At 60.0% G+C, this 14,462-nt stretch carries 16 protein-coding genes; 8 read left to right on the top strand and 8 right to left on the bottom strand.

Annotation, left to right across the window (positions count from 1 at the left end):
* Window positions 1-54 precede the first annotated feature (54 nt).
* From CAG47_RS01670 to CAG47_RS01645, 6 genes are all read left to right on the top strand, one after another.
* Window positions 55-375: a YbjQ family protein gene (locus tag CAG47_RS01670; RefSeq protein ID WP_085723181.1), complete on the top strand. Its 321-nt coding sequence runs from the start codon at window positions 55-57 to the stop codon at window positions 373-375.
* Between the two features lie 149 nt (window positions 376-524).
* A complete protein-coding gene (locus CAG47_RS01665; protein ID WP_085723180.1) occupies window positions 525-713 on the top strand; it encodes a hypothetical protein in 189 nt (62 codons plus the stop codon).
* A gap of 291 nt (window positions 714-1,004) precedes the next feature.
* Window positions 1,005-1,373 carry a bacteriocin gene (locus CAG47_RS01660; protein ID WP_085723179.1) on the top strand — a complete coding sequence of 123 codons (369 nt, stop codon included), beginning with the start codon at window positions 1,005-1,007 and terminating at the stop codon, window positions 1,371-1,373.
* 113 nt (window positions 1,374-1,486) lie between these two features.
* Window positions 1,487-1,954, top strand: coding sequence for a hypothetical protein (locus tag CAG47_RS01655; protein ID WP_085723440.1), 468 nt, complete (start codon window positions 1,487-1,489; stop codon window positions 1,952-1,954).
* Between the two features lie 16 nt (window positions 1,955-1,970).
* The gene (locus CAG47_RS01650) at window positions 1,971-2,153 is read left to right on the top strand and encodes a hypothetical protein (protein WP_085723178.1); all 183 of its coding nucleotides are present in this window, start codon (window positions 1,971-1,973) and stop codon (window positions 2,151-2,153) included.
* A 243-nt stretch (window positions 2,154-2,396) separates the two neighbouring features.
* Entirely contained in the window at window positions 2,397-3,101 is a 705-nt protein-coding gene (locus tag CAG47_RS01645) for an HAD-IA family hydrolase (RefSeq protein ID WP_085723177.1), read from the top strand.
* Between the two features lie 70 nt (window positions 3,102-3,171).
* Here the strand turns inward: CAG47_RS01645 and CAG47_RS01640 are convergent, their stop codons facing one another.
* Window positions 3,172-3,918: a 3-oxoacyl-ACP reductase family protein gene (locus tag CAG47_RS01640; protein WP_085723176.1), complete on the bottom strand. Its 747-nt coding sequence runs from the start codon at window positions 3,916-3,918 to the stop codon at window positions 3,172-3,174.
* A gap of 124 nt (window positions 3,919-4,042) precedes the next feature.
* On the opposite strand from CAG47_RS01640, the gene CAG47_RS01635 reads away from it, so the two are divergent.
* Window positions 4,043-4,966 (top strand): LysR family transcriptional regulator, encoded by a 924-nt coding sequence (locus CAG47_RS01635; protein ID WP_085723175.1) that lies wholly within the window; start codon window positions 4,043-4,045, stop codon window positions 4,964-4,966.
* 147 nt (window positions 4,967-5,113) lie between these two features.
* Here CAG47_RS01635 and CAG47_RS01630 read toward each other — a convergent pair whose 3' ends face one another.
* The 3 genes from CAG47_RS01630 to CAG47_RS01620 form a co-directional block, all read right to left on the bottom strand.
* Entirely contained in the window at window positions 5,114-5,842 is a 729-nt protein-coding gene (locus tag CAG47_RS01630; protein WP_008017624.1) for an aspartate/glutamate racemase family protein, read from the bottom strand.
* Between the two features lie 56 nt (window positions 5,843-5,898).
* On the bottom strand, window positions 5,899-7,440 hold the full coding sequence (locus CAG47_RS01625; protein WP_085723174.1) for an NCS1 family nucleobase:cation symporter-1: 1,542 nt from the start codon (window positions 7,438-7,440) through the stop codon (window positions 5,899-5,901).
* A gap of 565 nt (window positions 7,441-8,005) precedes the next feature.
* Window positions 8,006-8,743 (bottom strand): phosphoadenylyl-sulfate reductase, encoded by a 738-nt coding sequence (locus CAG47_RS01620; RefSeq protein WP_085723173.1) that lies wholly within the window; start codon window positions 8,741-8,743, stop codon window positions 8,006-8,008.
* 173 nt (window positions 8,744-8,916) lie between these two features.
* Between CAG47_RS01620 and thrH the strand changes: the two genes are divergently transcribed.
* Window positions 8,917-9,534, top strand: a complete 618-nt coding sequence (gene thrH, locus CAG47_RS01615; RefSeq protein WP_085723172.1) for a bifunctional phosphoserine phosphatase/homoserine phosphotransferase ThrH — start codon at window positions 8,917-8,919, stop codon at window positions 9,532-9,534.
* 134 nt (window positions 9,535-9,668) lie between these two features.
* Here the strand turns inward: thrH and pabB are convergent, their stop codons facing one another.
* From pabB to CAG47_RS01595, 4 genes are all read right to left on the bottom strand, one after another.
* Window positions 9,669-11,012, bottom strand: a complete 1,344-nt coding sequence (gene pabB, locus CAG47_RS01610) for an aminodeoxychorismate synthase component I (protein WP_085723171.1) — start codon at window positions 11,010-11,012, stop codon at window positions 9,669-9,671.
* A 183-nt stretch (window positions 11,013-11,195) separates the two neighbouring features.
* Entirely contained in the window at window positions 11,196-12,179 is a 984-nt protein-coding gene (locus CAG47_RS01605) for an alpha-L-glutamate ligase-like protein (RefSeq protein ID WP_085723170.1), read from the bottom strand.
* Window positions 12,179-13,714, bottom strand: a complete 1,536-nt coding sequence (locus CAG47_RS01600; protein WP_085723169.1) for an inactive transglutaminase family protein — start codon at window positions 13,712-13,714, stop codon at window positions 12,179-12,181. Before CAG47_RS01600 ends, CAG47_RS01605 begins: the two co-directional genes overlap by 1 nt.
* A gap of 5 nt (window positions 13,715-13,719) precedes the next feature.
* Entirely contained in the window at window positions 13,720-14,256 is a 537-nt protein-coding gene (locus CAG47_RS01595; RefSeq protein WP_085723168.1) for an ATP-dependent zinc protease, read from the bottom strand.
* Window positions 14,257-14,462: the final 206 nt, after the last annotated feature.

The following is a 14,462-nucleotide window of genomic DNA, read 5'->3' as shown; positions in this document are numbered from 1 at the left end:
CGCGGGTGAGGGTGCGGTACCTCACCGTCAATATCTGAACAGGAATAAACAGCAATGATCACAACTACAACCCACTCTATCGAAGGCCGGCAGATTACCGCCTACCTGGACATTGTCAGCGCCGAGTCCGTGCAGGGGATCAACGTTGTTCGCGACGTGTTTGCCGGGATGCGCGATTTCTTCGGCGGGCGCTCCCAGACCCTGGAGCGAGCGTTGAAGGAAGCACGAATTCAAGCCACCGATGAGATCAAGGAGCGGGCGCGGGCGCTTGCGGCGGATGCGGTGGTCGGGCTTGATTATGAGATCAGCATGCCAGCCGGCAAAGGCGGGATGGTCGTGGTGTTTGTGACCGGGACTGCAGTCAAGTTGAGGTGAAAGGTGAGAAGCCATTCGTCGGTCTCGGGAGGATTGGAGCGGCAGGTCCATTAGTGACCGACTAGTCTCAAACGCCTTGGCGATCGATATTCTTTCAGGCAAAGGGCTTGCCGGTGTCGATATCGCTTTTTTGAAAAGGGGGTGAAGAGATGGCTGATCCGTATTTCGAGGACGATGACGCAGAATTTCCGATCAACAACTCCGTGCGGTGTGGTCAGACCGAGTATGTGGCCAGTTTTGGCGAGGACCAGACCGAGGTCGACAAGATCAAGTCCAGAGCGTGCAGGGTACTCAAGGGCAAATTTTTACCCAAGGTGACTGCACCGGTCAGGCAGTAGGCGAGCGCAGGGAAACCCCGTCATTGAATGGGGTTTTTCATGTGTGAAGGGGTTTTATGACAAGTTTTTTTATGTGGTGATCGTTCACAAACTTTTCACAACACCCTCGGTAGTCTCGACTCATCCGTTAGAAAGCAACACCTGGCCCGTTTCCCCAGCGGGCTTTTTTTTGTCCGCGATAAAACCTTTTCCAAAAATGCTGTCCAACCGTCGCCAATTGCGAAGTTGTTCGTGCAAAAGCATTCAATCTCGCCCCTTTTTTGTGTCCCCCAATTTTTTGAGGTTTTTGTCATGCGTTTAACACTGCCCGCTCTGGTTCTGGGGCTTCTGGTTGCTCAAGGTGCAATGGCTGGTGACGGCACTGCCGCGCTGGGCGGTGGCCTGGGCGGCGCATTGGGTAATGTGGTCGGCCAGCAGATGGGCGGCAGCACTGGCGCAGCGATTGGTGCGGGCGTGGCTGGCGCGGCGGGCAGCGCAGTGGCCGCCAAAAAAGGTCATCGTACCAGTGCTGCCATTGGCGGCGGTGTCGGCGCAGCCAGTGGTTCGGTGATCGGTCACAGCCTGGGTGGCAAGTCCGGTGCCACCATCGGTGCAGGCCTGGGCGGTGCATTGGGCGGTGGCGTGGGCAGCAACCTGGCCAACGGTCACAAGCATCACTGATCCTGATCCTGATCTGAAAAGAGCCCGGCTTGATGCCGGGCTTTTTCGTATCTGAACGTTTTTCGCCGCAGCGGCTCAAATCCTCCATACCTTTCAAGAATGTGAGGCGTACCATGAACCCGGATACCAACGGCAAAAAAAACGCAAGCCAACGTACTCGACGCTTGATGTTGCCTGCGATTGTTTTTGGATTGCTGGTCTCGCAGGCGGCCCTGGCGGGAGGTAACGGAGATGCCGCGGTGGGCGGTGGTCTTGGCGGGGTGCTGGGCAACGTTGTCGGTGGCCAGGTGGGCGGCAGTACGGGGGCAGCAATTGGTGCGGGCGTCGGCGGAGCGGCCGGCGGTGCTATTGCCGCGCCCAAGCACAGTCGCACTGAGGCGGCGGTAGGCGGAGGTTTGGGCGCGGCGGGTGGTTCGGTGATCGGCAACAGTCTTGGCGGTTCGACCGGATCGGCCATCGGCGCAGGTCTTGGCGGTGCGGCGGGTGGTGCGGTCGGCAATGATCTGGGGAGCGGCAGTGGCCATTCCCATTCGGGTGGCGGTCATAAACATTCGAAAAAGCACCACAACAAGCATCACTAGTTAAGCGAGGCATACCATGACTGCGAAAACCGAAGGCAAGGACGAAAGAGGCGCGGGCGGACTGCCGTTTATCAACGATCCTGGCAATGAGGATCCGGGATCGCTGATGGATGATGCGACGGTGCCGCTTAACGATGCCGATGATGCGGGCGATGTGGGAAATATCGACCTCGAAGACGAGGAAGAGGACGAAGACTGATCCGAAAGTCTTCGACATTGATGAAACGCCCGGGTATCCGCTGCCATCACCCACTCTCTCCTCATCCGTCACCGGGTATCCAGGCTCGTTCGCCGGCGGAAACTCCCGCGTAACCGGCGCGAATCGGGATTTCATCGTTGCTCCGGGTCCGTTGCGCTCGCTATGCTGCTGAATCCTTTAATCCATCCGCAGGCGGGCCTCGGCTGCACCGCTATGGATGCCTCTTAAAACGGATCAGATGCGATGAATGCACCGCTGAAAGCATTCGGCCCGATCAAGGCCGTGATTTTCGATATGGATGGCTTGTTGCTGGATACGGAGGGTATCTACACCGAAGTCACGTCCATCATCGCCGCGCGTTACGGCCGAACGTTCGACTGGAGTATCAAGCAGAACATCATTGGCCGCGGTGCGAACGATCTGGCGTGCCATGTGGTTCAAGCGCTGGACTTGCCGATAACCGCCGAGGAGTTTCTGGTGATCCGCGAGCCGCTGATGCGCGAGCGCTTTCCTGCCGCGAAAGCGATGCCCGGCGCACAGGAGCTGGTACGGCATCTGAAGGCCAACAGCATTCCCATTGCCGTCGGCACCAGTTCTTCGAGCCAGTCGTTTGGCCAGAAAATCACCTTGCATCGCGACTGGTTCGCCTTGTTCGACTTCATCGTCACTGCCGATGACCCGGAGGTGGGCGCAGCCAAACCGGCACCGGATATTTTCCTGACGGCGGCGCGGCGCCTGGGCGTCGCCCCCGAGGATTGCCTGGTGTTCGAGGATTCGCCCTTTGGGGTCACCGCGGCGAAAGCGGCGGGGATGACAGCGATTGCAATTCCGGATGCGGCAATGGCCGACGCCAGGTACGCACACGCCGATGGCATTCTTCGTACGCTAACGGCGTTCGAACCGGACGCTTTTGGTTTGCCGGCGCTTGATTGGGCCTGGTCAAAGTGACGGGGTGACTCTGGCAAATGTGGGAGCGAGCAGGCTCGCTCCCACGGTTTTTGCATTTGGCTGACGCGTATCAGGCGCCAAAACCACCGTCGATGGTCAGGCTGGCCCCTGTGATGTAGCCGGCTTCAGGACTGACAAGGTAGGCAACGAAACTGGCGATTTCTTCGGCCTTGCCGTAACGGCCCACGGCCATCAACGGGATCAGGCTATCGGCAAAATCACCGTGGGCCGGGTTCATGTCGGTGTCGACCGGGCCTGGTTGCACGTTGTTGATGGTGATGCCTTGCGGGCCGAGATCACGAGCAAGGCCTTTGGTCAGGCCGACCAGGGCCGACTTGCTCATGGCATACGGGCCGCCACCGGCGAAGGGCATGCGGTCGGCGTTGGTGCTGCCGATGTTGATGATGCGTCCGCCTTCGGTCATGTATTTGGCGGCAGCCTGGGTGGCGATGAACACGCTGCGCACGTTGATGGCCAGGGTCTGGTCGAAGTCTTCGAGCTTGAACTCGGCCAGCGGTGCGACGGCCAGTACACCCGCATTGTTGACCAGGATGTCCAGGCGGCCGAAGGTCTCTACCGTGGCGGATACGGCGCCGCGGATGGCGTCGGCGTCGGCGCTGTCGGCCTTGATGGCCAGGGCCTTGCCGCCTTTGGCGGTGATGCTGTCTTGCAATTGTTCAGCCTTGGCCGTCGAACTGACGTAAGTGAAGGCAACGGTCGCGCCTTCAGCGGCCAGGCGCTTGACGATGGCTGCACCGATACCGCGGGAACCACCTTGAATCAATGCCACTTTGCCGCTGAGGTTCTGAGTAGTCATGTCGATCTCCAAGTCCCGAGGCGAGATGTCTCGGTTGATGGAGCCTAGTATCGATTCAGGATTACGTGCTGTGTAGACCATAATCGCGATAGTCTGTGTAAACCAAAAGTTTATAGTGGCGCCTATGGAAACCTTCAGCAGTATCGAATGCTTTGTGCGCAGCGCGGAAGTCGGCAGCTTCGCTGAAGCCGCGCGACGCTTGAGCCTGACACCGGCGGCGGTGGGCAAGAGCGTCGCCAAGCTTGAAGCGCGTTTGGGCGTCAGGCTGTTCCAGCGCAGTACTCGCAGCCTGACGCTGACAGAGGCCGGCCAGTTGTTTCTCGGCGAAGTCAGCGGCAGCCTGCACACGATCCAGAATGCCGTGGCCAATCTGGCCAGCGTCGGAGGGCAGCCTGCGGGTACCTTGAAAGTCAGCATGGGGACTGTATTCGGCTGCCTGTACATTGTGCCGATGCTCGGTGAGTTTCTGCGGCGATTTCCGGCGATCAACCCGGACTGGCACTTCGACAACCGCCAGGTTGATCTGATCGGGCAAGGTTTCGACGCGGCAATCGGCGGTGGCTTCGAATTGCCCCCGGGCGTGGTAGCGCGCCGGCTGAGCCCGGCGCATCGGGTGTTGGTGGCTTCGCAGGATTACCTGGAGGCCCATGCGTCAATCACCGGGCCGGAGGACCTCAAGCACCACGAGGGGATTCTGATTCGCTCGCCGCAAACCGGTCGGGTGCGCTCCTGGCAGTTGACCCATCGCAATCAGCAACACGCCGCGCTGACACTCAAGACGCGGATGACCATGAGCGATTCCGAGGCTGCCTGCGCCACGGCCGCGCAAGGACTGGGCATTGCGCTGGTGAGCATGCCGTTTGCTGCGGGTTATCTGGAAACGGGCAGGTTGCGGCGGGTGTTGCCGGACTGGTACATCGACGACGGCTACACCTCTATTTATTACGCCGAACACAAACTGCTGCCCGGCAAGACCCGGGCGTTCGTCGATTTCATCATTGAGCAGTTTGCCGCGCGGGGGTTGGGGCAGCGGTTTAGTGCGGTTTGAGCGTGACACAAGACCGAGGTGCCCTCTTCGCGAGCAAGCCCGCTCCCACATTTGATCTGTTGTGAATGCAAAAATTGAATTCACTGGAGATCCGGTGTGGGAGCGGGCTTGCTCGCGAAGGCGGCGCCTCGGTCAACAGTTGCGAACTCAGCGGGCAAAGCGCGCCGGCCAGCCAATGATGTTTTTCGGCCGCGGCGTCGCATAGGTCCGTACTTTCGAGGTCGACAGGCCCAGTCGCACCAGGGACTCGGCAATGGTCACCGCCGCCGTCACGCCATCCACCACCGGTACGCCAGTGCGTCGGCGGATCTGCTCGTCCAGCCCGGCCATGCCGCCACAGCCCAGGCAGATCACTTCGGCCTTGTCCTGGGTCACCGCCAGTTCGGCCTGATGCACGATGGCTTCCAGTGCACGCTGCGGTTCGTGCTCCAGTTCCAGCACGGCCAAACCGCTGGCCCGTACCGAGGCGCAACGGTCCCAGAGGCCGGAGAGCTTGAGGCGATCCTCGATCAACGGCACCGTGCGGTCGAGGGTGGTGACCACGGAATAGGCGTGACCCAGAAACATGGCCGTGCTGGCGGCGGCATCGGTGATGTCCACCACCGGCACGTTGAGCAGTTCCTGCAAGCCTTCACGGCCGTGCTCGCCGTATCCGGCCTGGATTACCGCGTCGAAAGGCTGGTCGTAGGACATCACCCGGTCCATGACCGCGATCGCCGCCAGGTAACTTTCAAAATTGCCCTCGATGGAATCGGCGCCAAAGTGCGGAGTGAGGCCGACGATTTCCGTGCCGGGCGATGCGACGGCCTGTGCCGAGCGGGCGATGGCCTGGGTAATGGATTCGGTGGTGTTGACGTTGACCACGAGAATGCGCATGGAAAGTCCTTATTGCAGAGGGTTCTGCGGCCCGACAACGGCAGGCCGCGACAGGATTAATGACTGACGTTGTCGACCGCTATGGCCTCGCCGCTGACATCGGCGTAGTGGGGTTGGCGTTTGGCCACGATCCGATAGAGCATCCCGGCGATGCTGGCACCAATCAGCCAGGAGAACGGCGATACGCTGTGGAAGCCTGGCACCAGGGCCAGGACGATGGCGATCAGGGCGGCGGGAATGAACGCCGCCACCGCGCGCAAATTGACGCCGCGGCTGTAGTAATACGCGCCGTTGGGGTCTTCGCTGTACAACTGCGGCACGTTGATCCGGCCTTTTCGGACCAGCCAGTAGTCGACCATGATCACGCCGTACAACGGGCCGAGCAGGGCGCCGAGGCCGGACAGGAAGTACACGATCACCAACGGGCTGTTGTAGAGGTTCCACGGCAGGATCAGCACAGCGATGGTCGCACTGATCAGCCCGGCGCGGCGGAAGGTCAGGTACTTCGGCGCCAGGTTGCTGAGTACGAACGCCGGGGCGACGAAGTTGGCCATGATGTTCACCGCCACGGTGACGATCAGGAACGCCAGGCAACCGAGCACCAGGAAGAACGTATTGGGGATCGAGGCGATGATTTCGGTCGGGCTTTCGATGATCCGACCATTGATCTGAAATTGCGCGCCGCACAGCAGGACGGTGATGCTGGCGAACACCAGAATATTCACCGGCAGACCCCAGAAATTTCCGATCTTGATGGTCTTGCGGCACGGCGAAGAGCGGGCGAAGTCGCAGAAGTTGAGGATCAACGTTCCGTAGATCGCCAGCCACAGTGCGCCACCGGCAAAGATGTTGCGCCACATCTCGCCACCCGTCAGCGGCTCACGGATCGACCAGGCAATGGTCGCGTCGGCCTGGGTGTACATCCACACGGCGAGGGCGGCGACGGTCAGCAGAATCACCGGGCCGGCAAACGCCTCGTAGCGCCGCACCATCTCCATGCCGTAGGCAAGGATCGCCAACTGCACGAACCAGATCGCGACGAAACACACCCAGCCCAGTGTCGACAGGCCAAGGATCGAGTTGTGGTCGTAATCGGCGAACCCGGGGTGGACCGCCGTCAACAGCACGCGAAACACCACCGAGGCCAGGTACGTCTGAATACCGAACCAGGCGATGGCGATAACGGCACGGATCAATGCGGGAATCTGCGCACCGTGAATGCCGAAACTTATCCGGCTAATGACCGGAAACGGCACCCCGGTTTTCTGGCCCATATAGCCAGAAAGATTCATGAAGAAATAAACCAGCGCCGCGCCGATCCCCAGGGACAGGAGAATCTGCCAGCCACCCAGGCCCAGGGCGTACAGGCCGATGGCGAACGAGTAGTTGGCAATGTTGTGAACGTCGTTGGTCCACAGGGCGAAGATGCTGTAGCGACCCCAGCGCCGGCCTTCGGACTTGGTTGGCGCCAGGTCCTGGTTGTGCAGTCGCGGGCTGAGCACCACGGGAGCGTGGTGCCCCTGATTGTCGGCGGTGTGGGTGGAATGGGAGGAGGGTAGATCCAGTGCGATGTTGTTATTGGAGAGACTAGTACGCATTCCGGCAGGCTCCTGATGCTCGACATCGCGATGACTGTGCATGAGCGTTGGCTCGACAAATCTTCGTCGCGGGCGGCGAATATCATTGGTTACGGGGCATCTGCAGCCTGTACGGGATAGGGCGCTTCAGGCTTGCGGATCTAAAGTGTGTGTATGTTTTGATGTGATTGTATACAAAACATGTATGCACTTAAGCCAGATCCATGCCAATCAGGCGTTCTATGAAAAGCGTTGCTCATTTCGTTTTGTTATGCCTTTTCGCCAACATGCTGAAAAACAAGCAATATAAATTGACCGACTGAACAGGTATTTATTTCAAGACGGGGATTCAGAAGAGGGTGGCGGCGCGAATCAGGCGCAGGAATGTAACTTTTGGGGGCTTGGAAACAAGAAGTGCACACATAAATGGCACCGATGGTGACATTCCTGTGTACACATTTATGAGGCAGGACACTGACCTGTAGGAGCGAGCATGCTCGCGATGGTGGGCCAGACACCTCGGGGCATCAGGCAGCCAGCGTTATCGTTGACGACCATCGCGAGCATGCTCGCTCCTACAGGGGTGTCATTTGGACTTGCTGATGATATTCCCCGCATGCAGCCCGCATTCCTTTTGCGTCGCTTCTTCCCACCACCAGCGACCTTCGCGCTCATGCTGGTTCGGCAGTACCGGGCGGGTGCAGGGTTCGCAGCCGATGCTGATGAAGCCGCGTTCATGCAGGCTGTTGTACGGCAGCTCGAGCATGCGGATGTAGCCCCAGATCTCTTCGCTGGTCATTTGCGCCAGCGGGTTGAACTTGTACAGGGTGCGTTCCGGGGTGGAGAACGCAGTGTCGATTTCCATCACCGCGACGGCGCTGCGAGTGCCGGGGCTCTGGTCCCGACGCTGGCCGGTGGCCCAGGCCTTTACGCTGGACAGCTTGCGGCGCAGCGGTTCGATCTTGCGGATGCCGCAGCATTCGCCATGGCCGTCCTTGTAGAAGCTGAACAGGCCCTTTTCCTTCACGAAGGGTTCAAGTTTGGTGTAGTCCGGCGATACCAGTTCGATGTCGATCTTGTAGTGCTCGCGCACCTGATCGATAAAACGGTAGGTCTCCGGGTGCAGGCGGCCGGTGTCGAGGCTGAACACCTTGACGTTCTTGTTCAGCTTCCAGGCCATGTCCACCAGCACCACATCCTCGGCGCCGCTGAAAGATATCCACAGGTCATCGCCGAACTCGGCAAACGCGAGTTTGAGGATGTCCTGGGCGGATTTGTTGGCATAGGTCGTGGCGAGTTCCACGACGTCGAACGTTGGGCTCATCAGGGCGGCTTCCTACAGGTCGGTGGCGCTTGGCGCTCTATATGGGGCCGATGGTAACAAAAAGCTGCACGGGCCGGGGCATCCTCTGCGTTGCGCAGGCAAGCCCGAGTCGCTAGAGTTCGGCAGTCTTTTTGCTCGCTCGACTCAATAATCAATACAAATGGGAGTGTCTTGTGGAAATTGCCTGTCTGGATCTTGAAGGAGTGCTGGTCCCGGAAATCTGGATCGCCTTCGCCGAAAAAACCGGGATCGAATCCCTCAGGGCCACCACCCGGGACATTCCCGATTACGACGTGCTGATGAAGCAGCGCCTGCGGATTCTCGACGAGCACGGGCTGAAGCTCTCCGACATCCAGGAAGTGATCGCCACGCTCAAGCCGCTGGACGGCGCCATCGAGTTCGTCGACTGGCTGCGCGAGCGCTTCCAGGTGGTGATCCTGTCGGACACGTTCTATGAGTTCTCCCAGCCGTTGATGCGTCAACTGGGCTTCCCGACGCTGCTCTGCCACCGCCTGATTACCGACGACACCGGACGAGTCACCGGCTATCAGCTGCGTCAGAAAGATCCCAAGCGTCAGTCGGTCCTGGCCTTCAAGAGCCTCTACTACCGGGTGATCGCGGCGGGGGATTCCTACAACGACACCACAATGCTGGGTGAGGCCGATGCCGGGATTCTGTTCCATGCACCGGACAACGTGATTGCAGAGTTCCCGCAATTCCCGGCGGTGCATACGTTTGAAGCGTTGAAGCAGGAGTTCATCAAGGCTTCGAACCGCACTTTGAGCCTGTAAATGCATTCCCTGTAGGAGCGAGCAAGCTCGCGATGGTCGCCAACAATGACGTTGGGCGCCTGACACCCAGCGGTGTTCTCGGGTTCATCGCGAGCATGCCGCAAGCGGGCACCCGCTCCTACAGGGGGGGCAGATCAAAGATCCTGCAGGGTCTCGAGAAGGATCTTCACCTTGGTGATCGACTCCTGATATTCGGCCTGCCACTCGGAATCCGCGACAATCCCGCCGCCGCCCCAGCAACAGACCTGGCCATCCTTGACCAGCAAGCTGCGAATCGCGATCGAGCTGTCCATCTCGCCGCGCACGTCCAGGTACAGCAAAGAACCGCAATACAGTCCGCGTCGGGTCGGCTCCAGTTCGTCGATGATCTGCATCGCCCGAATCTTTGGCGCGCCGGTAATCGAACCGCCGGGGAAACTGCCGGCAATCAGGTCCAGGGCGTCGCGGTCATCCGCCAGTTCGCCGGTGACGCTGCTCACCAGGTGATGCACGTTCGGATAGCTTTCCAGGCTGAACAATTCCGGCACCCGGACTGAACCTGTGCGGCAGGTCCGACCGAGGTCATTGCGCAGCAGGTCGACAATCATCAGGTTTTCCGCGCGGTCCTTGGGGCTGGCCAACAGTTCGGCGGCGTTCGCGGCGTCTTGTTCAGGCGTCAGGCCGCGAGGTCGAGTGCCCTTGATCGGGCGGGTTTCCACGTGGCGCTGGCTGACTCTGACGAAGCGCTCCGGCGACAGGCTGAGAACAGCGTTGCCGTCAGGCAGGCTCTGGAAGCCGGAAAAAGGCGTCGGGCACGCTGCGCGCAATGCGCAGTAAGCGGCCCACGAATCACCCTCGCAGAGCGCGCGAAACCGTTGGGCGAAGTTGACCTGATAGCAGTCACCGGCCTGAATGTATTGCTGGATGCGCTCGATGGCCTGTTGATACTCGTCGGCGCTCAAGTCGGCTGTCATCGGCGTTAGCAGTTTGAAGGGCGCGGCCACTTCCGGTGACGCTTGGCTGAACAGTTCGATCAGGCGCTGGCGTTCGCTGGCGGGCAGTGCCGGGTGGAACACCAGTTGGCTGGTCAGCGAAAGGTGGTCGCTGATCAATGCCCAGCCGTACAGGCCAAAACGTGCATCGGGCAATTGCAGGTCGTCCCGGGCCTGGCTCGGCAAGCGTTCCAGGTGCCGGCCGAAATCGTAACTCAAGTAGCCGATCAGCCCGCCGGCGAACGGCAACTCATAAGGTGCTGGCAGAGAGGCTTCACCCAGGCGTGTCAGGTTATCGCGCAGGCGTTGCAGGAAATCATCGCCGCTTTCGTCGGGCGATACCGTCAGTTGCTCCAGGGGCCAGGCGCTGAGCAGGTCATAGCGACCCCGGTCGGCACTGGGGCGGCCGCTGTCGAGCAGCACGGCACCGGGAGCATGGCGAATCGCCGCGAAGTAGTGGGCGGGGTTGGCGCGATAGGGCAGCGGGTGTACGGAACAGGTCGGCATGGGCGAGGGAGATCAGCCATCGAGGCGGGGTGGCGATTGTAGTCCCCTCGGAGATTTGCTCCTAGAGGGGATTGGCTGGTTGGTCACCTGTAGGAGCGAGCAAGCTCGCGATGAACTCGAGAACACCGCTGGGTGTCAGGCACCCATCGTCATCGTTGACGACCATCGCGAGCATGCTCGCTCCTACAGGACCGCAGGAATATGCCCAAACATCTCCTGTACAAACGCTATGCGCTCCTCGACGGTTTCGGTCGCGCCGCGCGCCTTCAGTTCTTCCAGGCGAGCCTCGACGGCATGGGTTCGCAGCGTCAGCCCGCAATCGTTGGCAATCTGAATGTTCAAGCCCGGACGGGCGTTGAGTTCAAGGATCAGCGGGCCTTTTTCCTGGTCCAGGACCATGTCGACACCAATGTAGCCCAGCCCGCACAACTCATGACAACCCGCGGCGAGTTTCATGAAACCGTCCCAGTAGGGCAGTTGCACGCCATCCACCGCGTTGGTGGTGTCCGGGTGTTTGTTGATGATGTTGTTCAGCCAGGTGCCGCGCAGGGTCAGGCCGGTGGCCAGGTCCACGCCGACACCGATGGCGCCCTGGTGCAGGTTGGCCTTGCCGTTGGACTGGCGCGTCGGCAAGCGCAACATGGCCATGACCGGGTAGCCCATCAAGACAATGATGCGAATATCCGGCACGCCTTCATAACTGATGCTCTTGAAGATCTGGTCCGGAATCACGCGGTATTCAATCAGCGCCCGGTCGCGGTGACCGCCCAGGGAGTACAGGCCGGTCAGGATGCTGGAAATCTGGTGTTCGATTTCTTCGTGGCTGATGATCTTGCCGGACACCGTGCGATACCGTCCCTCGAAACGGTCGGCAATCACCAGGATGCCGTCGCCACCGGCACCCTGGGCCGGTTTGATCACGAAATCGTTGCGTCCACCGACGATCTCCTCGAGATTGTCGATTTCCTTCTCGGTGGAAATCACGCCATACAGCTCGGGCACATGGATGCCGGCGGCGATGGCGCGCTCCTTGGTGAGGATCTTGTCATCGACGATCGGGTACAGGCTGCGTTTGTTGTACTTGAGCACGTAGTCTGCGTTGCGCCGATTGATCCCCATGATGCCCCGGGCTTCCAGGGCCTTCCAGGTCTTCCAGAAGCCGAACATCAGGCGTCAGCCTTCTTCAGGAAGGCCTTGAAGCGCACCAGTTCGGTCAGGCGATAGCCGCGATAACGGCCCATGGCCAGCATGAAGCCCACCAGGATCAGCAGGATTGCCGGGAAAGTGAACACGAAGTACACCAGCTCCGGAACGGTCATGATCAAGTGCGCCAGGGATGCGGCGAACAGCGTGCCGATGGCCACTTTCATGGCATGTCCGCCGCCACGTTCTTCCCAGGTGATCGACAGGCGTTCGATGGTCATGGTCAGGATCACCATCGGGAACAGCGCCACTGACAAGCCGCGTTCCAGGCCGAGTTTGTGGCTGAACAGGCTGATCGCCGCAATCAGCACCACCACGAACGTCAGTACCACCGACAGCCTCGGCAGCATTTGCAGCTTCAGGTGTTCGAGGTAGGACCGCAGCGACAGCCCCAGTGCCGTGATGATGGTAAACAGCATGATGCCGAAGCCGAGCTGGGTTTCGCGGAAGGCCAGGGCGATCAGCACCGGCGTGAAGGTACCCAGTGTCTGGATGCCGACCAGGTTGCGCAGGATCAGGATCACCAGCACGCCGATCGGGATCATCACCATGATCATGAAAGTCTGCTGGGTTTGCAGCGGCAGGCCGTACAACGAGTACTCGAGGAAGTTGGCGTCGGTGTTTTCGTCGGTCAGCTTGGCCAGACGAATGGCGTTCATCTCGCTGTTGTTCAGACTGAAGGTCACGTTGGCTTTCTTGCCGCCATCGACGGTGATCAGGTTTTCGTCGCCGGTCCACCACAGCAGGCGGTCGCTCGGCAGGCCCTGTTCGCCGGTTTCCGGGTTGAAGTACAGCCAGTCGGTGCCGTTGAAACTGCGTAGCCACAGTTCCGGCATTTGCGGCTGGTCGGCCACCAGGCGAATGGTGTGGACCTTTTCGATCGGCACGTGGGCGATGGACAGCAGCAACTCGACGATTTTCGCCTTGTGCGCGGTGGACGGATCACCGGCCAGCAACAGTTTCACGTTGTCGTCGTTGACGTTGCTGACACGCTTGATCGTTTCACCGACAAAGGTCTCGACGTCGGCCGAGTGCTGGCGAATGGGAGCGAGCAGCGCTTCGGCGGCGATTTTCTCCGGACCCTCGATGGCGACGCTGTCACGGAAGGTCGGGCCTTTGACCTTGGCTTTCTCGCCGGAGTAACGCTTGGTCAGTACCAGGCGGTAATACAGTGTCTGATTGCCCTTGGCCCGGCGCGCCGACCAGGTGACCTTGCGGTTGCCGTCGACCCGGTTCACGGCCACGCCGTAATTGTTGGAGATGAAGCTCTCGTTGAGGCTGACGAAGTCGCGGCTCAGTGGAGGCACGAACATCTGGATCTTGACCGGGTCCTTGGCATTGGCAACGAACTCGACCTTGGCGTCGATGTTCCACAAGTCGTCAGTGGCGTCTTCGGTCACCGGGATGCCCAGCACGAAGATCTGATAGGCCGTAACTGAAAGGCCCAGCACCACCAGGATGGCGATCAGCAATTTCAGATGAAGGGTAAGAGAGCGCATTTGAATTACTCGGCGGTATGAGCGTCGGTGGTGCAGGCGGGTTTGCCGGCAGCATATTTAAGGCTGGGGTCGACCAGTGCATCGAAGCGTTTGAGCGCTTCGGAGCCAATCAGCAGCGGATATTGGAAGGCGCTGCGATCGGTCAGGTTCACTTCGATGCTGCGCAGGGCCGAGCCCATGCAGATGTCCAGTTCGATCACCGGGCGGGCGGTGTACGTCTTGCCTTCCTCCGGGTCGTAGTCGCCGGCCCGGCGCTTGATCTTGCTGACACGGGCCAGAGGGCGTTCGATCGGGTGCGAATGGGCGGCGTCGATGGCCAGGTAAAAGCGCACCCATGACTCGCCGTTGCGTTTGAAGCGTTTGATATCCCGTGCACTCAGGGACGCGGTTTTCGCCCCCGTGTCGAGTTTGGCCGCCACTTCCAGGTCGATGCCATTGAGCGATGCGTACTCGTTCAAGCCATACACGGTCTTTTCTCCGGCCATTGCGAAGCCGGGCAGGCATAAGAAATAAAGAAGGGCAGGGAGGGGCTTGAGTCTCATAAATCCTGGTGCGCAGCGGTCCGACTTGATTCAAGGCCCTGGCATCGCTGCGCAAGCTCCCTCGTATGCCTATCAGGGTTTTATGACAGACAGTGCAGATGTGACAAACAAATGCGGGCGGCATTCTAGCACGGTGGTTTGATGGCGCCAGCGCTGGCCGGTGGCTATAAAGAGATGGGTTGCTTCGTTATGGTGCAACCGGTTAT

Source organism: Pseudomonas sp. R37(2017) (assembly GCF_002113375.1).
In the GTDB taxonomy this organism is placed as follows: Bacteria; Pseudomonadota; Gammaproteobacteria; order Pseudomonadales; family Pseudomonadaceae; genus Aquipseudomonas.
This window is presented reverse-complemented; position numbering and strand designations above follow the sequence as displayed.